The sequence below is a fragment of the Hymenobacter busanensis genome (genome assembly GCF_008727865.1).
In the GTDB taxonomy this organism is placed as follows: domain Bacteria; phylum Bacteroidota; class Bacteroidia; order Cytophagales; family Hymenobacteraceae; genus Solirubrum; species Solirubrum busanense.
Map to the genome: position 1 here is coordinate 453,322 of NZ_VTWU01000002.1, position 21,180 is coordinate 474,501.

At 61.5% G+C, this 21,180-nt stretch carries 16 protein-coding genes; 8 read left to right on the forward strand and 8 right to left on the reverse strand.

The genetic code is table 11. The annotated features are described in order from the left end of the window. Window position 1 precedes the first annotated feature (1 nt). The 7 genes from carB to F0P96_RS06415 form a co-directional block, all read right to left on the reverse strand. A complete protein-coding gene (gene carB / locus F0P96_RS06380; RefSeq protein ID WP_151078002.1) occupies window positions 2–3,250 on the reverse strand; it encodes a carbamoyl-phosphate synthase (glutamine-hydrolyzing) large subunit in 3,249 nt (1,082 codons plus the stop codon). Between the two features lie 148 nt (window positions 3,251–3,398). Further along, a complete protein-coding gene (locus F0P96_RS06385) occupies window positions 3,399–3,800 on the reverse strand; it encodes a hypothetical protein (RefSeq protein WP_151078004.1) in 402 nt (133 codons plus the stop codon). Window positions 3,801–3,911: 111 nt separating this feature from the next. Then, window positions 3,912–4,988 (reverse strand): glutamine-hydrolyzing carbamoyl-phosphate synthase small subunit, encoded by a 1,077-nt coding sequence (gene carA, locus F0P96_RS06390; RefSeq protein WP_151078007.1) that lies wholly within the window; start codon window positions 4,986–4,988, stop codon window positions 3,912–3,914. Between the two features lie 664 nt (window positions 4,989–5,652). Then, on the reverse strand, window positions 5,653–6,792 hold the full coding sequence (locus tag F0P96_RS06400) for an aspartate aminotransferase family protein (protein WP_151078011.1): 1,140 nt from the start codon (window positions 6,790–6,792) through the stop codon (window positions 5,653–5,655). Window positions 6,793–6,929: 137 nt separating this feature from the next. After that, window positions 6,930–7,910 (reverse strand): N-acetyl-gamma-glutamyl-phosphate reductase, encoded by a 981-nt coding sequence (gene argC, locus F0P96_RS06405; protein ID WP_235917426.1) that lies wholly within the window; start codon window positions 7,908–7,910, stop codon window positions 6,930–6,932. Between the two features lie 70 nt (window positions 7,911–7,980). After that, window positions 7,981–9,162, reverse strand: a complete 1,182-nt coding sequence (gene argG, locus F0P96_RS06410; RefSeq protein WP_151078013.1) for an argininosuccinate synthase — start codon at window positions 9,160–9,162, stop codon at window positions 7,981–7,983. Continuing rightward, window positions 9,163–9,738, reverse strand: a complete 576-nt coding sequence (locus F0P96_RS06415; protein ID WP_151078014.1) for a GNAT family N-acetyltransferase — start codon at window positions 9,736–9,738, stop codon at window positions 9,163–9,165. Between the two features lie 833 nt (window positions 9,739–10,571). Between F0P96_RS06415 and argB the strand changes: the two genes are divergently transcribed. Beyond that, entirely contained in the window at window positions 10,572–11,354 is a 783-nt protein-coding gene (gene argB / locus F0P96_RS06420) for an acetylglutamate kinase (protein ID WP_151078015.1), read from the forward strand. Next, window positions 11,342–12,412 carry a M20 family metallo-hydrolase gene (locus tag F0P96_RS06425; RefSeq protein WP_151078016.1) on the forward strand — a complete coding sequence of 357 codons (1,071 nt, stop codon included), beginning with the start codon at window positions 11,342–11,344 and terminating at the stop codon, window positions 12,410–12,412. Before argB ends, F0P96_RS06425 begins: the two co-directional genes overlap by 13 nt. Window positions 12,413–12,450: 38 nt before the next feature. Here F0P96_RS06425 and F0P96_RS06430 read toward each other — a convergent pair whose 3' ends face one another. Then, a complete protein-coding gene (locus F0P96_RS06430) occupies window positions 12,451–12,915 on the reverse strand; it encodes a VOC family protein (RefSeq protein WP_151078017.1) in 465 nt (154 codons plus the stop codon). 177 nt (window positions 12,916–13,092) lie between these two features. Here F0P96_RS06430 and argH point away from each other — a divergent pair, with 177 nt between their 5' ends. From argH to F0P96_RS06460, 6 genes are all read left to right on the forward strand, one after another. Next, entirely contained in the window at window positions 13,093–14,394 is a 1,302-nt protein-coding gene (gene argH, locus F0P96_RS06435; protein ID WP_151078018.1) for an argininosuccinate lyase, read from the forward strand. A 113-nt stretch (window positions 14,395–14,507) separates the two neighbouring features. Continuing rightward, window positions 14,508–15,140 carry a peroxiredoxin gene (locus F0P96_RS06440; RefSeq protein ID WP_151078019.1) on the forward strand — a complete coding sequence of 211 codons (633 nt, stop codon included), beginning with the start codon at window positions 14,508–14,510 and terminating at the stop codon, window positions 15,138–15,140. A gap of 397 nt (window positions 15,141–15,537) precedes the next feature. Continuing rightward, window positions 15,538–18,651 (forward strand): T9SS-dependent M36 family metallopeptidase, encoded by a 3,114-nt coding sequence (locus tag F0P96_RS06445; protein WP_201743862.1) that lies wholly within the window; start codon window positions 15,538–15,540, stop codon window positions 18,649–18,651. A 241-nt stretch (window positions 18,652–18,892) separates the two neighbouring features. Then, the gene (locus F0P96_RS06450; protein ID WP_151078020.1) at window positions 18,893–19,909 is read left to right on the forward strand and encodes an NAD(P)/FAD-dependent oxidoreductase; all 1,017 of its coding nucleotides are present in this window, start codon (window positions 18,893–18,895) and stop codon (window positions 19,907–19,909) included. A 92-nt stretch (window positions 19,910–20,001) separates the two neighbouring features. Then, window positions 20,002–20,328, forward strand: a complete 327-nt coding sequence (locus F0P96_RS06455) for a 2Fe-2S iron-sulfur cluster-binding protein (RefSeq protein ID WP_151078021.1) — start codon at window positions 20,002–20,004, stop codon at window positions 20,326–20,328. A gap of 63 nt (window positions 20,329–20,391) precedes the next feature. Beyond that, entirely contained in the window at window positions 20,392–21,144 is a 753-nt protein-coding gene (locus F0P96_RS06460) for a hypothetical protein (RefSeq protein WP_151078022.1), read from the forward strand. Window positions 21,145–21,180 lie beyond the last annotated feature (36 nt).

The following is a 21,180-nucleotide window of genomic DNA, read 5'->3' on the forward strand; positions in this document are numbered from 1 at the left end:
CCTACAGCACCGGCTCGGTCTGCGCCTTGAACTCCTTCCAGCTCTTGATGCTCAAATCCTGCAGCTTCAGCGTGGTGAAGGCCTTGATGAAGGCTTTGGCCAGGCGGGCGTTGGTGATGAGCGGGATGTTGAAGTCGACGGCCGTGCGGCGGATTTTGTAGTCGTTGTCCAGCTCGCCCTTGGTCAGGTTCTTCGGAATGTTGATGACCAGGTCGATTTTCCGCTCGCGCAGGTAGGTCAGGGCGTTGGGCTCCTGCAGCTCGTCGGGCCAGTAGACCAGGGTGCTGGCGACGCCGTTTTCGGTCAGGAACAGGTGCGTGCCGTGGGTGGCGTAGATGGTGTAGTTCTTCTGTACCAGCAGCTTGGCGGCGCTGAGCAGGGCCACCTTGGAGAGCAGCGGACCGCTGGACATCAGCACCGTCTTCTCCGGAATGCGGTAGCCCACCGACAGCAAGGACTTCAGCAGCGCTTCCTCGGCCGTGTCGCCCAGGCAGCCCACTTCGCCGGTGCTCGTCATGTCCACGCGCAGCACCGGGTCGGCGCCCTGCAGGCGGGTAAAGGAGAACTGCGAGGCTTTCACGCCCACGAAGGGCAGGTCGTACACCAGCTCGCTCGCGTCGCGCTCCACGTGCTGACCCAGCAGCACCTTCGTGGCCTTCTTGATCAGGTTGTGGCCCGATACCTTGCTCACGAACGGGAAGCTACGGGAGGCGCGCAGGTTGCACTCGATGACGCGGATGGCGCCGTTTTTCTCCAGGAACTGGATGTTGAACGGCCCGCTGATTTCGAAGCGCTTGGCAATCTTCTCGGCAATGACCTTGAGCTTGCGCACCGTGCCCACGTACACGCGCTGCGGCGGGTAGTACATGGTGGCGTCGCCGGAGTGGACGCCGGCAAACTCCACGTGCTCCGATATGGCGTACGATACGATTTCGCCCTTGTCGGCCACCGCGTCCAGCTCGATTTCCTTGGCTTCCTGGATGAACTCCGACACCACCACCGGGTACTCGGCGCTGACCTCGGCGGCCAGTTTCAGGTACTCCTCCAGCTCCTGCGGGTTCGACACCACGTTCATGGCCGCGCCCGACAGCACGTAGCTCGGGCGGATCAGCACCGGGAAGCCCACCTGCTTCACGAAGTCGTAGATGGCCTCCATGGTGGTCAGCTCGCTCCAGCGCGGCTGGGCAATGCCCAGCTCGTCCATGATGCTGCTGAACTTGTGGCGGTTTTCGGCCTCGTCGATGCGGGCGGCGGCGGTGCCCAGGATGGGCGCGCCGGCCGCTTCGAGGCGGGTGGCAATGTTGTTCGGAATCTGCCCGCCGGTGCTCAGAATCACGCCCTGCGGCGCCTCGAAGTCCAGAATATCCATCACCCGCTCGTAGCTCAATTCCTCGAAGTACAGGCGGTCCGATACGTCGTAGTCGGTGCTTACGGTTTCGGGGTTGTAGTTGATGATGATGGACTTGTAGCCCTCCTCGTTCACCGTCTGGGCCGCATTCACGCCGCACCAGTCAAATTCCACCGACGAGCCGATGCGGTACACGCCCGAGCCCAGCACCACCACCGACTTGTCGGTTTCGGGCGCCAGGTCGTTTTCGGTGCCGTGGTAGGTCAGGTACAGGTAGTTGGTCTGGGCCGGGAATTCGGCCGCCAGCGTGTCGATTTGCTTGACCACCGGCAGCACGCCCAGGGCCTTGCGGCGGGCGCGCACCAGCATTTCGTTGGCCTTCACCTCGGCCGGGCCCAGGAGTTGCACGGCCAGCTGCTGGTCCGAGAAGCCCGACTTTTTGGCCTGGCGCAGCAGGTCGGTGTCGAGGGCGTCGAGGCCGCCCTGCTGGCGCTTTTCGCCCAGCTCCAGGCTCAGCTGGTAGATGCCGTAGAGGCGCTGCAAAAACCACCGGTCGATGCGCGTCAGCTCGTACACGCGCTCCACGTCGTAGCCGGCCTGGAAGGCCTCGTTGATGGCGAAGATGCGCTCCTCGTTCGGCTCGCTCAGCAGCCGGTCGAGGTCGGCCAGGTCAATGGGCTCGGGCTTGTTGGCCACGAAGCCGCGCCGGCCGGTGTCAAGCATGCGCAGGCCCTTCTGCACGGCTTCCTCGAAGGTTTTGCCGATGGCCATAACCTCGCCCACGCTCTTCATGGCCGAGCCAATCTGGCGCTGCACGCCGGAGAATTTGCTCAGGTCCCAGCGCGGCAGCTTCACCACCAGGTAGTCGAGCGAGGGCTCGAAGAAGGCCGAGGTGGTCTGCGTCACGCTGTTTTTCAGCTCGGCCAGGGAGTAGCCCAGGCTCAGCTTGGCGGCCACGAAAGCCAGCGGGTAGCCCGTAGCCTTGGACGCCAGGGCCGAGGAGCGCGACAAACGGGCATTTACCTCAATCACGCGGTACTCCTCCGAGTGCGGGTCGAGGGCGTACTGAATGTTGCACTCGCCCACGATGCCCAGGTGGCGGATGGTCTTGATGCCGATGCTGCGCAGCTTGTGGTACTCGCGGTTGCTCAGGGTCTGCGACGGGGCCACCACGATGCTCTCCCCGGTGTGGATACCGATGGGGTCGAAGTTCTCCATGTTGCAGACGGTGATGCAGTTGTCGAACTGGTCGCGCACCACCTCGTACTCCACCTCTTTCCAGCCTTTCAGCGACTCTTCCACCAGAATCTGGTCGGAGGTCGAGAAGGATTTCTGGGCCAGGGTGCGCAGCTCCTCCATGTTGTTGGCGAAGCCGCTGCCCAGGCCGCCCAGCGCGAAGGCGGCGCGCACGATGATGGGGAAGCCAATCCGCTCAGCCGCGGCCAGCGCGTCTTCCATCGTCGTCACGGCTTCGCTGCGGGCCGTGAGCACGCCGATCTGGTCGAGCTTTTCCTTGAAGATGTCGCGGTCCTCGGTGTCGATGATGCTCTGCACGGGCGTACCGAGCACGCGCACGTTGTACTTCTCGAACACGCCGGCGCGGTACAGGGCCACGGCGCAGTTCAGGGCCGTCTGGCCGCCGAAGGCCACCAGAATGCCGTCGGGCTGCTCCTTCTTGATGACTTCCTCCACGAAGTAGGGCGTCACGGGCAGGAAGTACACGTCGTCGGCAATGTCGTCCGACGTCTGCACGGTGGCAATGTTGGGGTTGATGAGGATGGTGCGGATGCCTTCCTCTTTCAGCGCCTTGAGGGCCTGCGAACCGGAGTAATCGAACTCACCGGCCTCCCCGATTTTGAGGGCGCCGGAACCGAGGATGAGGACTTTCTGCGGTTTTTCCATCTATGTAGGTGCGGTGGTGGGAGCGGGGCTCCCGGCTTAGCCCGGCGGATGCCGGCGTGAGGGGGTGTGGTTTGTTAGAATGACGTCGTTAGCACGTCCTGCTGAGCGAAGTCGAAGCATCTCTACTGAACTGCTTCCTGCGCTTCGACTATACTGACTCGGGATACTTTTGCCATACCCCGGCACAGACGTGAACCTTGTCATTCATATCCACCAGTTCTGGTCGACAGCAGATGTCTATAACATCAACTCTGTCTCCTAGGCGCTCAACGACAAGTTTGTAAGACTTTACAGCCTCAACAGAAATGTCTTCATGCTGAAGCAAGTCAAAGAATTGCTGTCGGAAATTTGAGAGAGAAGCTTCAACTTCTGTGCTTCGGAGCGGATGCATTTCTGCTTTCAGCACATCTAATTCAAGCTGCGACAAATCGTTGTGCAGAGCAAACCGATGTAACACTGTACAGGTGTATTGCTGACCAATATGACTCATCGTGCTGAAGTACGAATGAGCAGCGTTGTGGCCTATCGATTTGAGCTTCTTAAGTTTCATCGTGGCCGAACTCAGGAAAACACTATCCAAATGCTTGAAACGAAGCGGTAGAGATGCTTCGACCAGCTCAGCAGGACGTTCTTTTCCGTCGTGCTGAGCTTGGTCGTTCGGCTACTTACCAGCCTTGTGCTTCTCTACCTCGTCCAGGAACTGGTCGAAGAGAAACTCCGTGTCCTGGGGGCCGCCGGCGGCTTCCGGGTGAAACTGGGTGGAGAAGAAGGGCTTGGTTTTGTGCTTGATGCCTTCGCAGGTGCCGTCGTTCAGGTTCTCAAACAGCATGTCCCAGTCGGCGGGCAGCGTGGCGGTGTCCACCGCGAAGCCGTGGTTCTGGCTGGTGATGTAGCTGCGCTGGGTGCCGGTGAGCTTCACAGGCTGGTTGTGGCTGCGGTGGCCGTACTTGAGCTTGAACGTGTCGCCGCCGGCCGCCAGGCCCATGAGCTGGGAGCCCAGGCAAATGCCGAAGATGGGCTTGTCCTGCTGCAGGGCTTTCTGCAGGTGCTCGATGGTGGGCACGCACATTTTCGGGTCGCCGGGGCCGTTGCTCAGGAACAAGCCGTCGTAGTCGAGCTGGGTGAAGTCGTAGTCCCAGGGCACGCGGATCAGCTCCACGTCGCGCTCCAGGAAGCAGCGGATGATGTTGGTCTTGGTGCCGCAGTCCACCAGCACGATTTTGTTTTTGCCGGTGCCGTAGTGCTGCACGCCCTCGGGGCTCACCTGGGCCACCAGGTTGTCCTGGTTGGGGTCGTGCAGGGGCACGTCCTCCGCGGCCACGATTTTGCCGAGCATGGCGCCCTTCTCGCGCAGCTTCTTGGTGAGCATGCGCGTATCCACCCCGCAGATGCCGGGGATGTTGTACTCGGCCAGCCAGTCGCCGAGGCTCTTGGCGGCGTTCCAGTGGCTGTGCTCCTCGGAGTAGTAGTTGACCACCAGGCCGGCCACGTGAATCTTGTCCGATTCGAAAATCTTGGAAATCGACTCGTACAGCTCCTCGCCCGGCACGCCGTAGTTGCCCACGATGGGGTAGGTCAGCACCAGAATCTGCCCGGCAAAGGACGGGTCGGTGAGGTTTTCGGGGTAGCCGGTCATGGCCGTGCTGAACACCACCTCGCCCGCAGCGGAGGTGAAGGCGCCGAAAGATTGGCCCTGGATTTCGGTGCCATCTTCGAGGACGAGTTTTACTTGCTTCATGTTATTTACCCTGCGTGTCGGTTTCTTTTGAGTAACAAGTAGGTTCTGACTGAAAGCCATTCCAGTAAACCCAGAGTCTTTCGCACTGGTCGCAAACCAGTATGTGTTTCATTTTATCGTAAAGCTCGTCCGGCTCAATCTTGTCTGTAAAAGCGTCGTACTCGACATCAGAAATGAAGAGCAATTCGGCTGGGTTGGGAATGGGACTGTAGCTAATCCAATTGCCGCACTTACAGACAATTTTCGGCATGGCTATTTCGGAGCTAGATGCGTGGCGATTCTAAAACGCTCTACATCGGACGTCTGACGAATGCGAGGCGTCACCTCAACCCTATTTAGGAACCGGCCGGAAACAATTTCGGCTGGAACAGAACCAAACATCAGAGGTCTATTCCAGCCGAACGAGGACTTAAGCCAAACGGGAGCGAAAGAAAGTAGATCAATCGGTCCCGCACCCGGCCGCTCCCAGATGTCAGGCATCGGGAAATCGGGCGGGCAGGCCTGCTGGAAGAAAGGGGCTTGGGTGGCCGTGCTTTCGGGGAAAGAACCGGCCAGAGGCTGCGCAGTTATGGGAAACGGCAGCGTGCAGCTTATCGGAAGGAGCGTGATGCTCGTGAACTTCGTCGGGCCACTCATTAAGGCCGCAAGTTAGACCACAAGTCGCTTAACTCCTTACCTCCGCCGGAATAATTGCGTACAGCGCCCGCAGAAACTGGTCTACCTCTTCGCGTTTGATGTTCAAGGGCGGCAGCAGGCGCAGCACCCCGGGGTCGGAGGCGTTGCCCACGAAGATGTGGTACTCCGTCAGCAGCTTGTCGCGCAGGTCCTTGATGGGAAAGTCGTACTTGATGCCCACCATCAGGCCGCGGCCGCGCACCTGCTGGGCGCCGGCGTTGGTCAGCAGCTCCTGGCGCAGGTACTCCCCCATTTTCGTAGCATGGGCCAGCAGATTTTCCTGCTCGATGACTTCCAGCACGGCCAGCGCGGCGGCGCAGGCCAGGTGGTTGCCGCCAAACGTGGTGCCCAGCAGCCCGTACGAAGCCTGAAACTCCGGCGAAATCAGGATGCCGCCGATGGGAAAGCCGTTGCCCATGCCCTTGGCCACCGAAATGATGCCCGGACATACGCCGGCATGCTGGTGCGCGAAGAACTTGCCGCTGCGGCCGTAACCGCTTTGCACTTCGTCGGCGATGAGAACGGCGCCGTACTGCTGGCACAGCTGCTCCAGCCCCTGCAGAAACTCGTCGGAAGGCATGATGATGCCGCCCACGCCCTGAATCGGCTCGATGATGACGGCGCAGGTCTGGCCCGCCTGCAGCACCCGCTCCACGTCCGCCAGCTCGTAGGGCAGGAAGCTGATCTGGTGCCCGGCATTAAAGGGCGCCACGATTTTCTGGTTGTCGGTGGCAGCTACCGCGCCCGAGGTGCGGCCGTGAAAAGCGCCCTTGAACGCAATGACGTGGCTTTTGCCGGTGTGAAAAGACGCCAGCTTCAGCGCATTCTCGTTGGCCTCGGCGCCCGAGTTGCACAGGAACAGCGCGTAATCCTGGTAGCCCGACACCTCGCCCAGCTTCCGCGCCAACTCGCGCTGAATCGGGATGTGCACCGAGTTGGAGTAGAAGCCGATTTTCTGCACCTGCTCGGTGATGCGCCGCACGTAGTGCGGGTGGCTGTGGCCGATGCTGATGACCGCGTGGCCGCCGTAGAAGTCGAGGTACTGCTCGCCCTTATCGTCCCAGAGCTGCGCCCCAAGGGCGCGCACCGGCGTGATGTCGTTGAGCGGATAGACGTTGAAAAGCTCCATTTCTTCAGAGTCTTAACCTCACCCCCGGCCCGTCTCCAAAAGAGAGGGGTGCGTTCTGGCAAGGCGCGTTTTTCAGGTGAATCAAAGAAAGACGTCCGGCTCCCCCTCTCTTTTGGAGAGGGGGTCGGGGGGTGAGGTCAGAACAGCACCGACTTGAGATTCAAACCCGTCGTCTCCGGCAGGCCGAAAAGCAGGTTCATGTTCTGAATGGCCTGGCCCGAAGCGCCCTTCACCAGGTTGTCGATAACTGAGGTGATGAGCAGCTGCTTGCCCAGTTTCTGCACGTGCAGCAGGCACTTGTTGGTGTTGACCACCTGCTTGAGGTGCACTTCCGCGTCCGACACTGTGGTAAAGGCAGCCTCGGCGTAGAACTCCTTATACAGCGCCCGCGCCTCGTCCTGCGTCAGCTCCGACGGCGTGTAGACCGTGGCGAAGATGCCGCGGGTGAAGTTGCCGCGGTACGGAATGAAGTGCATCTCGCTTGTCAGCTCCGGCTGCAGCTGCGCCAGGCTCTCCCCTATCTCGCCCAAATGCTGGTGCGTGAAGGGCTTGTAGATGGACACGTTGCCCGTGCGCCACGAGAAATGCACCGTTTCCGACAAACTCTGCCCCGCGCCCGTCGAGCCGGTAATGGCCGATACGTGTACGTCGTCGGTGAGCCGGCCGGCCTGGGCCAGCGGCAGCAGCGCCAGCTGAATGGCGGTGGCAAAGCAGCCGGGGTTGGCAATGCTCTGCGCCTGCTGAATGCGCGTGCGGTTCAGTTCCGGCAGCCCGTACACGAATTCGCGGTCCTGAAACTCCCGGTCGGCGCTCAGGCGGAAATCGTTGCTGAGGTCGATAACGTGGACGGTTTCCGGCAGCGGGTGCTTTTCCAGAAACGCCCGCGAGTTGCCGTGGCCCAGGCACAGGAACACCACGTCTTCGTCGCCGCGGAGCTTGTCGGTAAAAATCAGATCCGTGTCGCCTACCAGGTCGTCGTGCACGCTGCTCACGTCGTTGCCGGCGTTAGAGGAGCTGACGATGCTGGCAAACTCCACGAACTCGTGGTGCAGCAGAATGCGGATCAGTTCGCCCGCCGTGTAGCCGGCCCCGCCGACGATGCCCACCTTAATTTTCAGCCCTTCCGGCGCGGGCGCAGTGGTACTACGACTCGAAGTCGTAGTACCACTATCGTTGAACGAGTCGTTGCTATTCATTGAAGGAGGAATGAATACGCAGCTGGTTGCTGAAAATCTTGATAAAGCCCTTCGCGTCGCGCGAATCCCAGGCGTTGTTTTCCTCGCCGTAGGTGGCCACCTTCGACTGCATCATGTCGAATTTCGACTCGATACCCAGCAGCTCGAACTGGTAGGGTTTCAAGGTCACGTACACCGTGCCCGACACCCGCTCCTGTGACGACTCCAGGAAAGCTTCCATGTCGCGCATCACCGGGTCGAGGTACTGCGCCTCGTGCAGCAGCGTGCCGTACCAGTTGGCGATGTAGTCCTTGTGCAGCAGCTGCCAGCGCGACGACGTGTGCTTTTCCAGCAGGTGGTGGCCCTTGATCAGAATCAGCGGCGCCGGCGCCTCGAAGCCCACGCGGCCCTTGATGCCCAGAATGGTGTCGCCCACGTGGGTGTCGCGGCCGATGGCGTACTGCCCGGCCAGCTCGTTCAGCGCCACGATGAGGTCGACGGGTTTCATGGCTTCGCCGTTCAGGGCTACTGGCTCCCCTTTCTCAAAGGTGATGCTGATTTCCTGCGGCTCGGTCTTCGTCAGCTGGGTCGGCCAGGCCGATTCGGGCAGGCCCTGCCGCGAGGTCAGCGTCTCGACGCCGCCTACGCTGGTGCCCCAGATGCCCTTGTTGATGGAGTACTTGGCTTTTTCCCAGCTCATCTCCACCCCGTTGGCCTGCAGGTAGTCGATTTCCTGCTGGCGCGAGAGGCCCAGGTCGCGGATGGGCGTGATGATTTCGGTGTTCGGCGAAATCACCGAGAAGGCCACATCGAAGCGCACCTGGTCGTTGCCGGCGCCGGTGCTGCCGTGGGCAATGTAGTCGGCCTGGTTTTCGCGGGCGTACTCGGCCAGCGCCAGCGACTGAAACATTCGCTCCGCGCTGACGCTCAGCGGGTAGGTGTCATTCTTCAGCACATTTCCCGCCAGCAGGTAGCGCAGGCACTGCTGGTAGAACCGCTCGGTTACATCAATGACCTCGTGGCGCTTGGAGCCCATTTCGTAGGCGCGCTTTTCGATGCCGGCCAGCTCCTCCTGGGAGAAGCCGCCCGAGTTGACGATGACCGTGTGGACTTCCAGGCCCAGTTCGCGCGTCAGGTACACGACGCAGTAGGACGTATCCAAGCCGCCGCTATAGGCGAGAACTACCTTTTTCATTTAGTGCTGGTGGGGTTGTTCGATGATGTCGATGGAAGCCTGGCTGAATTGGTCGTCGAGTTTGTCGTAGACCATGCCGGTGCACAGGCACATTTTGCGCTGGTTTTCCTGCAGGATGGGGTAGTTCTTGCAGGCCGAGCAGCCCTTCCAGAAGTCATCGGACTGGGTCAGCTCGGGGAACGTAACGGGGCGGTAGCCCAACTCGGTGTTGATTTTCATGACCGCCGCCGAGGTGGTGATGCCGAAAATCTTGGCCTGCGGGTACTTGGTGCGCGACAACTCAAACACGCGGTGCTTGATGGCGCGGCCCAGACCTTCCTTGCGCAGCTCGGTATTCACAATCAGGCCCGAGTTGACGACGAATTTGGCGTCCTCAAACGTCTCGATGTAGCAGAAGCCGGCCAGCTGGTCGTCGATGAAGGCAATGATGGCGTCGCCGCGCTCCATCTTCTTTTTCAGGTAGTTGGGGTCGCGCTTGGCAATGCCCACGCCGCGCTGCCGGGCCGATTCCTCGTACCACAGGCAAAGGGTGTCTACGTACTGCGCGTCGGCAGCATCAGCAACTCGTAAAATCATGGGGAAGGAGACGATGGTACCGGCCGGTGCGGGGCGCGGCAAAAAGTCAGGGGTTCAGCGAAAACAGCAGCTGTACGCTCAGGTACACGGCGCGAACCGCCCGGTGGCGGCGTCGCAACGACCAGCCTGCTCGGGAGCGGCCGGTATCCGGGAAAAGTGCCAGTTGGGGAGGGTTGGCTGGGGGCGGGCAACGGGGGGTATTCGTTGCTCAGGCGGGGCGCTTGCGTCTACCCACCATCAGTACATGTACCGCGTCCTACACTCGTGCAGCCAGTTTTTGTCGTTAGAGTCCTCTCCGCTTGTGGGCGTCGTCGGCTTCGACAACGGCTACCACTCCTGAAATTTTTCGCAAACATACTCTTCAGTCTTTACAATGCAAACGTACTTTTGCGCCGCAGGCGGCAGAGCACGAAGACTGGCCGGGCAACCTAAGCCGCGGATCTGGCTAACTTCTACGGTTGCGGGCGTTTGGCGACTGAAAACCGGCTTTGAAAAAAGCAGCGACTCAGAGAAAAAAAGTCGTCTGCGCGCCGGCATGTTGCAGATCAAATGCGAGTAGAGGACCGCAACGGCTCCGCCCCGGGCTGGCCTGCCCGCGTGGGGCTGGAAAGCAGCAAGGGGAAAGAAAATCGTCGAAGCATGGCGGGGGCCGTGAGGCAGGTGGTCAATTTGCTGCCATAACGTAGAACCCGTAAAAAATCGTTTCAAAAACGCGGCGTTATCGCGGCTTCCTTCGCAAGCCATTGGGCAGCGCAGGCTCTTCGCGTTGAACAGCCTGACCGCAATCGGCCCAACCCACGATTACGACGCGAATACGCGCTGCTACAACCGATATGAAAAACGTACTCAAGGTATTCAAGATTGGGGGCGGCGTGCTCGATGATGACGCGCAGCTGCACCAGTTTGTGCGCGAATTCAGCCAAGTGCGCGGCCGGAAAATTCTGGTGCACGGCGGCGGAAAAGGCGCCAGCCAGCTACTGCAGGGACTGGGCATTGAGCCGCGCATGGTGCAGGGCCGCCGCATTACCGACGCCGCCACGCTGGACGTGGTAACGATGTTTTACGCCGGCAAAACCAACAAGCAATTGGTAGCGCTGCTGCAGCAGGCCGGCACCAATGCCCTCGGCCTTTCCGGCGCCGACGGCAACGTAATTCGGGCCGTGAAGCGCCCGGTAACGGATATCGACTACGGCTTTGTGGGCGACCTGCCGGCCGACAGCGTGGATGCCCGCCTGCTCGGCACGCTGCTGGAAGCCGGCCTTACGCCGGTGCTCTGCGCCATCACCCACGACGGCCAGGGCCAGTTGCTGAACACCAACGCCGACACCATTGCCAGCACTGTGGCGCGGGCCCTGGCCGCGAGTTACGAGGTGGAGCTACATTTCTGCTTCGAGAAGGACGGCGTGCTGGCCGACATCACCGACGACGCCTCGGTGATTCCTCAGATTCAGCCGGCGCAGTACCAGCAGTTGAAAGCCGAGGGCGTCATTGCCGCCGGTATGATTCCGAAGCTTGACAACGCCTTTGCGGCCCTCGCAGCGGGCGTGGAGAAAGTGGTTATTGAAAACGCGCTCAAGATCAACGAACCCGTGAAAACCGTGCTATGCCGCAGCTAATCGAGCCGCTGGAAGAGGCGGCCATTCGGCTGCTGATGGCGCTGATTCAAACACCTTCCTTCTCGCGGGAAGAAGGCCCGACGGCCGACCTGCTCGTGGATTTTCTGCGGCAGCACGATGTGGAGCCGCAACGCGCGGGCCACAACGTATGGGCCCAAAACCAGCACTTCGACCCGGCCAAGCCTACTGTTCTGCTCAACTCGCACCACGATACGGTGAAACCCGGCGCCTCCTGGACCTACGACCCGTTTGGCGCGGCACTGGAAGGCGACCGGCTCACCGGCCTCGGCAGCAACGACGCGGGCGCTTCGGCGGTGAGCTTGCTGGCTACGTTTCTGTACTTCTACCCACGCACCGACCTGACCTTTAATCTCGTTTGCGCCATTACGGCCGAGGAAGAAATTTCCGGCGCGGGCGGCATTCGTAGTGTGCTGCCGCTGCTGCCGCCCATGGCGCTGGGCATTGTGGGCGAGCCGACGCAGATGGACCTGGCCATTGCCGAAAAAGGCTTGGTGGTACTCGACTGCGTAGCGCACGGCCGCACCGGCCACGCGGCCCGCAACGAAGGCGAAAACGCGCTTTACAAAGCCCTGGACGACATTAGTTGGATTCGGCAGTACCAGTTTCCGGAGGTGTCGCTGCTGCTTGGGCCGGTGAAGATGACGGTAACGCAGATCAGCGCCGGCACGCAGCACAACGTAGTGCCCGACCGCTGCCCGTTTGTGGTGGACGTGCGCACCAACGAATGCTACACCAACGCCGCGGTAGTGCGCACGGTGCAGGAACACGTGCAGGCCGAAGTCACGCCGCGCTCCACCCACCTGAATTCTTCGCGCATCAGCCCCGACCACCCGCTGGTGCGCCGCGGGCTGGCGCTGGGCCACAAAACGTTTGGCTCGGCCACGCTGTCGGACCAATCGATGATGCCGTTTGATACCGTGAAAATCGGCCCCGGCGACTCGGCCCGCTCGCACACCCCCGACGAGTACATTCTGCTCAGCGAAATCCGCGGCGGCATTCGAGGGTACGTGGCCTTACTCGACGGGCTGGTGCTGTAAAAACGCTAGTCGTACTGCCCGTCGTTGCCCGACTGGCCTTAAGCGTTTTCGAGCGCGGCAATGTCAATCTTTTGCATTTGCAGCATGGCGGCCATTTTGCGCTGTGCGCGGGCCGGCTCGGGGCTTTGCAGCAACTGGCCCAGGTTGGCCGGCGTCACCTGCCACGACACGCCAAACGGGTCTTTCAGCCAGCCGCACCGGCCCGGTTGGCCCCCGTTGGCGGTCAGCTTGACCCACAATTCGTCGATTTCGGCCTGGTTGGCGCAACTCACCTGCAGGGAAATGCCGTCGGTGAAAGTGAAGTGCGGGCCGCCGTTCATTGCAATGTATTTTTGGCCGGCCAACTCGAATTCCACCGTCATGGCGCTGCCCGCGGGCATGGGCATACCTTGGCCGTAGCGCGTTACGTTGATGATTCTGGAGTCTTTGAACAGGCTGGTATACAAGGTAGCCGCCTCCTCGGCCTGATCCTTAAACGTGAGAAACGTGGTGATTTTCTGCATGGCCGTAGCGCTTGGTGGGGTACAACGTAAAGGTATCCGCTACCAGCCGGGCAGGTGAAGGAAAAGCCGACAAAAACAGGGCCGTTTGCGACAGGACCGAGAAATGCCCGTATGCGGCCGCATCCGTTCAACACCGTACCAGGAAGCCCGACCAGCGGCTTCTGCAGCACCAACAACATGAAAATCTGGGACAAAGGCATTGCCGTCGACAAGAAAATCGAGCAGTTCACCGTGGGCCGCGACCGGGAATTGGACCTGTACTTGGCCCGCTTCGACGTGCAGGCCTCCAAGGCGCAGGCCAATATGCTGGCGCGGGTCGGGCTGCTGGCGGCAGAGGAAAACGAGCAGTTGCAGCGGGGCCTCACGGAGCTGGCCGCCCAACTTGAGGACGGCACGTTCACCATCGACGACAGCTTTGAGGACGTGCACTCCAAAATCGAGTACTTCCTGACGGAGAAGTTTGGCGACGCGGGCAAGAAAATCCACACAGCCCGCTCGCGCAACGACCAGGTACTAACGGCCATTCAGCTGTTTTTGAAGGACTATTCCGAACGCGCCGCCGCCAAAACACTGCAACTCGTAACGGTGCTGCTGCAGAAAGCCAAACAGCACCAGGCCGATTTGATGCCCGGCTACACGCACTTTCAGGCGGCCATGCCCAGCTCGTTCGGGCTGTGGTTTTCCGCTTATGCCGAGCATTTGCTGCTCGATCTGGCCCTGTTTGAAGCCGCCCACACCGTGGCCGACCAGAACCCGCTCGGCTCGGGGGCCGGCTTCGGCAGCTCCTTCCCCATCGACCGGCAAATGACCACCCGGGAGCTACAGTTCGGCAGCCTGGCCGTGAGCAGCGTGGGCGCCCAGATGCTGCGCGGCAAAACGGAAAAAACGGTGGCTTTTGCCCTGGCCGGCATGGCCGCCACGCTGGCCAAGATGGCCTACGACCTGGTGCTCTACAACTCCCAGGATTTGGCCTTCGTGGAGTTGCCCGCCGCCTTTACGACAGGCTCCAGCATCATGCCGCACAAGAAAAACCCCGACGTATTTGAGCTGATTCGGGCCCGCTGCAATGCGCTGCAGGCGCTGCCGAACACGCTCATGCTGGCCACCAGCAACCTGCCCTCGGGCTACCACCGCGACTTCCAGATTCTGAAGGAAATTCTGTTTGAGCCGCTCACGCAGTTTCTGGACATCCTCGACATCGTGCTCTTCGCCTTGCCCGAGCTGAAAATCAAGCCGAACCTGGTGGAGCAGGCCAAATACGACGCCATTTTCACCGTCGAAAACATCAACCAGCTCATTCAGGCCGGTGCGCCGTTCCGCGAAGCTTACAAGCAAGTGGGCCATGCCGTGGAAGACGGTAGCTACGTGGCGCATCGCGAGTTTCACACCACGCACCTGGGCAGCGTGCACAACCTTGGGCTGGCCGAAATTCAGGCGAAGGTCGACGCGTTCCGCAGCCGCAGCCGCTTGTTCCGCTAGCTGAGGCAGTCGGCGGGCTAGCACTCAACCCGCCGAATGGCCTACCCACAGATGTGCACGCATTTTCCGCGGCAGCGCTTACTTTGGCCGGCTCAACACCAAACCCTGTTTCCATGGCACTCCGTTTAGGCGACACCGCCCCCGATTTCACGGCCGACTCGACCCAAGGCCGCATCAACTTCTACGAGTACCTCGGCACCAGCTGGGGCATTCTGTTCTCGCATCCCGCCGACTTCACGCCCGTGTGCACCACCGAGTTGGGCCGCGCCGCCAACCTCTCGGCCGAATTTGCGCGCCGCAACACCAAGATGATGGCCCTGAGCGTGGACGCTCTCGACAACCACCACCAGTGGACGCAGGACATCGAGGAAACCCAGGGCGCCGCCGTTGATTACCCCATTGTGGCCGACCACGACCGGCGCGTGGCCGAGCTCTACGACATGATTCACCCGAATGCCTCCGAGAAGTTTACGGTGCGTTCGGTTTTCATCATCGACCCCGCCAAGAAGGTGCGCCTCACCCTCACCTACCCCGCCGCCGTGGGCCGCAACTTCGATGAGCTGCTGCGCGTGATTGACGCCTTGCAGCTCGGTGACCAGCATCCCGTAGCCACGCCCGTCGACTGGCGACCCGGCGACGACGTGATTATCGGCCTGGGTGTGAAAGACGAGGACATCGAGAGCAAATTTCCGCAAGGCCACCGCCGCGTGAAGCCGTACCTGCGCTACACCACGCTACCGGCCTAACGGCGCTTTGCTTGTTTTGCTTTTCTGTTGGTCCGGTTGCGGTTGATGCGGCCGGACCAACACGTTTATTGGCGGCCACCTTATCGTCGGCCGGGTTAGCGGAATAATCCTAGCACCTGTCTAGCTCGACATTTCAGCCCAGCGCAAATAGACAGCATTGCGTTTGAATTCAACGCCTATGCACTTATTACCAGACGTTTATTGCAATATGTACCACTACACACCCTGAAGTGTCAAGGGCTTTGCACAAGCCCATGCACTGGGTAGAATGCCCATTCGCAGGCAAAACAAGAGGAATTAATAGCATAATCGACCATTAATTGCACTTATAATTTAATATATATTACTTTTTTAATAAAAGCCATACATTCAGGCTCCAACAAGCCCGCACCTGAATATGGCACACCCACTACTTTCCCTGCATCGGCCGCTGCTATTGGCCGCTCTGCTGCTGAGCACGCCCGTTGTGATGGGGCAAACCCAGCCCGTTCCGCCCGCCAAGGCTGTTCCGCAAGCCGCTTTGGACCACTTGCAGCGCAACAAGCAAACGCTCCAGCTAGCCGAGGCCGACATAGCCGACCTAACCCTGAGCAGCGAAACGCGCACTGCTCACAACGGTTTGCGGCACGTGTATGTGCAGCAGCGCTACCGGGGCATCCCCATTCACGGCGCCGTTACCACCGTCAACATGCTCGGCGACGAGCGGGTGCTGAGTGTGGGCAATCGGTTTCACAAGGATCTGAGCCGCAACGTGAAGGCGGCTTCCAGCGTGATGCCGGCCGAAAATGCTGTAGCCGCTGCTGCCCGCCACCTGGGCCTGAGCCCACGCGAGTCGCTGGCCGCCCGCAGCCGGAGTACCGAGCCCGAGCGGGCCACGCAGTTTGGCACCGCGGGCATTTCGCTGGAGCCCATTACGGCCAAGCTGGTGTATCAGCCCATGCCCGACGGCAGCCTGAAGCTGGCCTGGGAGGTCTTTATCTACGAGCTCGATGCGCTGAACGCGTGGAACATTCGCCTCGATGCCAGCACCGGACAGGTGCTGGAGAAAGACAACTTGGTGACGCATTGCGAATTTGACAACCAAGGTGCCGGTGGCACTTTCATCGACGGCAAGCGCCAGCTGATGACCCCGCTGGTGGCCCCGGCAGTAGCCCTGGTGCCGTATGCCAACCCCACCGAAAACGCTTACAACGTCTTCACCCTGCCCTCCGAAAGCCCCAGCCACGGGCCGCGGGCGTTTGCGGCTACCTCCACCATCGACCCGGTAGCTTCGCCCTACGGCTGGCACGATACCAACGGGGCCGCGGGGGCAGAGTTTACCATCGCCCGGGGCAACAACGTGCACGCGTACGAAGACCCATCCAACAACAACAGCGGCGCGAACTACAGCCCCGACGCCGGCGCCGCGCTGCTGTTCGACTACCCCATCGACTTCACGCAGCAACCGGTAGCCTACCGCAATGCGGCCATCACCAACTTGTTCTACCTCAACAACATCATGCACGATGTATGGTACAAGTATGGGTTTGACGAGGCCAGCGGCAACTTCCAGGTCAACAATTACGGCCGCGGGCCCGTTGTGGCTCCGCTTGGGGCCAACGACGATGTGCGCGCCGAGGCGCAGGACAGCCGCAACATTGCCGCTACCCGCAACAACGCCAACTTCTTCACGCCCATCGACGGCCAGCGGCCACGCATGCAGATGTACCTGTGGACGGGTATACCCGGCCCCGAGACATTCAGCATTACGGCTCCGTCGTCGTTGGCCGGCTTCTACATCTCCCGGCTGGCCTCGTTTGCCGCGCCTTTGCCCGCCACGCCCATCACCGGCAAGCTGGTGCTGGCCAGCACCGCCACCGGCGTGGGGCAGGAAGGCTGTTCGGCCCTCAACAATGCCGCAGCCATGAGCGGCAACATTGCGCTGGTGTACCGCGGCAGCTGCGACTTCTACGTGAAGGCGTACTACGCCCAGCAGGCCGGCGCCACGGCCGTGGTCATGATCAACAACCTGCCCGGCGAGCCAAGCTCGATGGGCGGCTCGTCGCCGGTACCCATCACCATACCCATGCTGATGATCAGCCAGGAAATCGGTACGAGCATCCGGACCGCCATGAACGCGGGGCAGGAAGTGCAGGTGTCGCTCAAGAATGACGGCATCGGGCCCGAACTCGACGGCGACTTCGACAACGGCATCATTGCCCACGAGTACGGCCACGGCATCAGCACCCGCCTGACGGGTGGCCGCCTGAATTCCAACTGCCTTAACAACGCCGAGCAGGGCGGCGAAGGGTGGAGTGACTGGTTTGGGCTGATGCTCACCATGAAGCCCGGCGACACGGGCGCCAAGAAGCGCGGCATTGGTACCTACGCCCTGGGCTACCCCACCACCGGCCGGGGCATTCGTCCGGCCCCGTACAGCACCGACTTTGCCGTCAACGATTATACGTATGACGACACCAACAACCCGGCCGTAGCCGAACCCCATGGCATCGGGTTTGTGTGGGCCACGATGCTCTGGGACTTGAACTGGGCCTTCATTGGCCGGTACGGCTTCAACCAGGACCTATACAACGGCACCGGCGGCAACAACATGGCCATGCAGCTCGTCATCGACGGGCTGAAGATGCAACCCTGTAGCCCCGGTTTCGTGAATGCCCGCGACGCCATCCTGCTGGCCGATGAAGCAAACTACGGCGGCCAAAACCAGAAGCTGATCTGGCAGGTATTCGCCCGCCGCGGCTTGGGCTACAGCGCTACGCAAGGCTCCTCCAACAACCGTTTCGACCAACACGAAGCCTATGATTTGCCGCCCAAATACGCCTGCGTGCCGCCCACCATTGCGGTGGTTCCGGCTTCCAATGTGTACACCGGTGCCGGCCCCGGCACCATCTTCCTGGGGTATGGCGCGCAGAGCGTAACCCTGCAGGCCAGCGGCGTCAACATCACCACGTATAGCTGGTCGCCCGCCGCCGGGCTGAGCAACCCCAACATTGCCAACCCTGTGTTTACGCCGACTGCAGCCGGCACCTACACGTTCACCGTAACGGCTACCGACGTCAACTCGTGCGTGGAAACAGCTCAGGTGACCATCAACGTGCTTGACGTGCGCTGCGGCAACGGCAACCGCAAGGTGCTGGTGTGCCACAAAGGCAATGATCTGTGCGTGGACGCAACGGGCGCCGCCAGTCACCTGGCCCACGGCGACCGGCTGGGTAGCTGCAATGCTACCCCGAGCGTCCGTGCCGTGTCGGAAATGGTCCTCACCGCTGCGCCCAATCCCACTGCCGACCGCACCACCCTCTCGTTTGAGCTACCGCGCGACGGCCACTTCCGTCTCGAAATCGTGGATATGCGCGGCCAGGTAGCCTCGATGCTGGCCGAGGGCGAAGGACGCACCGGGCAGGTGTACCAGTACGAATTGAGGAAGGGCCTCCTCCGCAACGGCCTGTACATCGCCCGCCTGGTTACCGACAAGGAGTACAAGTTTACGCGCCTCGAACTACGGGATTAGGGGCGCCCCGGGTTCCTTCCCGACCAACGGGCGGACGCAGCTGGTGCGTCCGCCCGTTTTTTTGCTACGTCGCGCCAGTCAGCTTCTTTCTTTTCGGTGGCCTTTGGTTTAAGCGAAGCACTGTACCTTTGCGCCCGATTTTCACGCCCAAGGCAACCGCCTGCCCTGCTTGGTGGTTACTTACCTGATCTGATTGAGCACAAGCCCGCTGTGGCCCCGCTCCCGACTGTTTTCACCCTCAATGCACTCCACCATTTCCACCGATATCTGCATCATCGGCGCCGGCCCCGTGGGCTTGTTCGCCGTTTTCGAAGCCGGTCTGCTGAAGCTCCGCTGCCACGTGGTCGACGCCCTGCCCCAGGTGGGCGGGCAGCTGTCGGAAATCTACCCCAAAAAGCCCATCTACGATATTCCGGGCTTCCCCGAAGTGCTGGCCGGCGACCTGGTGCAAAACCTGATGCGCCAGATTGAGCCTTTCCACCCCACGTTCACGCTGGGCGAGCGGGTGGAAAAGTTTGAAAAGCTGGAAGATGGCTCGTTCTCGCTCCTCACCACCGACGGCACCGACATCCGCTGCAAAGCCATTGCCATTGCCGGCGGTCTGGGTTCGTTTGAGCCCCGCAAGCCCGCCATCGACAGCCTCGAAGCCTACGAAGGCGGTAAGGGGGTGTACTACATGGTGCGCGACCCGGAGCACTTCCGCGACAAGCGCCTCGTTATTGCCGGCGGCGGCGACTCGGCCCTCGACTGGACCATTTTCCTCTCCAACGTGGCCAGCGAAGTAACGCTGGTGCACCGCGGCACCACCTTCCGCGGCGCCGCCGACTCGGCCGAGAAGGTGAAGGCCTTGCACGAGGCCGGCAAAGTGAACTTGGTGCTGAGCAGCAACGTGACCCACGTGCACGGCGACGACGTGCTCGATGCCGTTACCATCACGGCCAACGACGGCACCGAGCGCCGCCACGCCGTCGACAGCTTCATTCCACTCTTCGGCCTCACGCCCAAACTGGGCCCGATTGGCGAGTGGGGGCTGGAAATCGAAGACGACGCGGTGAAGGTGAACACGCTGGACTACTCCACGTCCATGCCCGGCGTGTACGCCATCGGCGACATCAACACCTACCCCGGCAAGCTGAAGCTGATTTTGTGCGGCTTCCACGAGGCCGCGCTCATGGCCCAGGGCGCTTACAAGCACATCTACCCCGACAAGCGCTACGTGCTGAAGTACACCACCGTCAACGGCGTGCCGACTTTGTAAAAGCGCTGTTGGCTATTAGCCGTTGGCCGTTAGCCTGCCGTTTTGGGCACATACCGCCACCAGCTAATAGCCAGCAGCCAACAGCTACTACTATGACCGACGAAGTACGCGTATACATCGAAGAAGCTCCCGGCCAGCGCACCGAGCTGGTTGCGCCCACCGATATGGGCCTGAGTTTGATGGAAGTGATGAAGGCCTCGGGCTACGACATTCAGGCCACCTGCGGCGGCATGGCCCTGTGCGGCACCTGCCACGTGGAAGTGCTGGCCGGTCCCGAGCTGCCCGAGCCCTCCGACGACGAAATGGCCATGCTCGAATCGTTGCCCATCATGAGCCAAGGCAGCCGCCTCTCGTGTCAGATTCGCATCACCGAACGCCTCGACGGGCTGGTGGTGCGCCTGATGCCGCAGAACGCGTAGGCCCAGCCCCAACACAAGAAACCGAATCGGTCGGACGTTGGCCGCACCACTACCCGGTGCTCCATGTCCGACCGATTTCTTTTTTGCCGCCCGCCAGCGTCTGCGCTGCTGGGTTTGGCCACGCTGGCCGCCTCCATTCACGCCGCGCCGGCCCAAAGCCTGCCCCAGCCGGCGGTATCGTTTAGCAGCGGGCTCAACCTCATGGCTGCGCCGAAGTGGATTTTCGACGGCAACACGCTCGTTGAGGAAGTCACCCCGGCCGCAAAGCTGCAGGTCAGTTGGCCGCTTACTTCCCACCTAGAAGCGGCGGGCTACGCGCGCACCGGCGCCTGGACCGATTGCGCCACCAGCCGCTTCGGCAGCAGCTACGGCTTTGCCGGCTACTTGTACCAGCTAGGCGGCGGGCTGCGCTACACCGATTTCCTGAACCTAGGGCCTTGGCTGGAGTCGTTCGTGGGCCTGAATGCATCCGCTGGCTACGTCGACCGGAGCGGCTACAGCCCACCTGCGCCGCCCGCCGTGCGCTGGACTCCCTTGGTGGGCGCCGAAGCAGGCCTGCAAGCCTGGCTCACCCCGACGAGCGGCCCCGTGGTTACGTTCGAGCTGCAGCGCAGCCTGCGGCCCTTCTACGCCCCCTTCACCCGCACCGATTACCTCGCGAGGCCCGCCCCGCAGCCGCCCGAATTATACGACGTGCATTTCCGCTCTTCGCCGGGACACGCCGCGCTGCTGCTGGGCTGGCACTGGCTGCTGCCCGAACGCCGCCCGCGCTGGCACACGCCGCGCTACAGCCACGAAACCGAACCCGAGGAATAGCAAAGCGGCGCCCCGTTTCCGGAGCGCCGCTTTGCA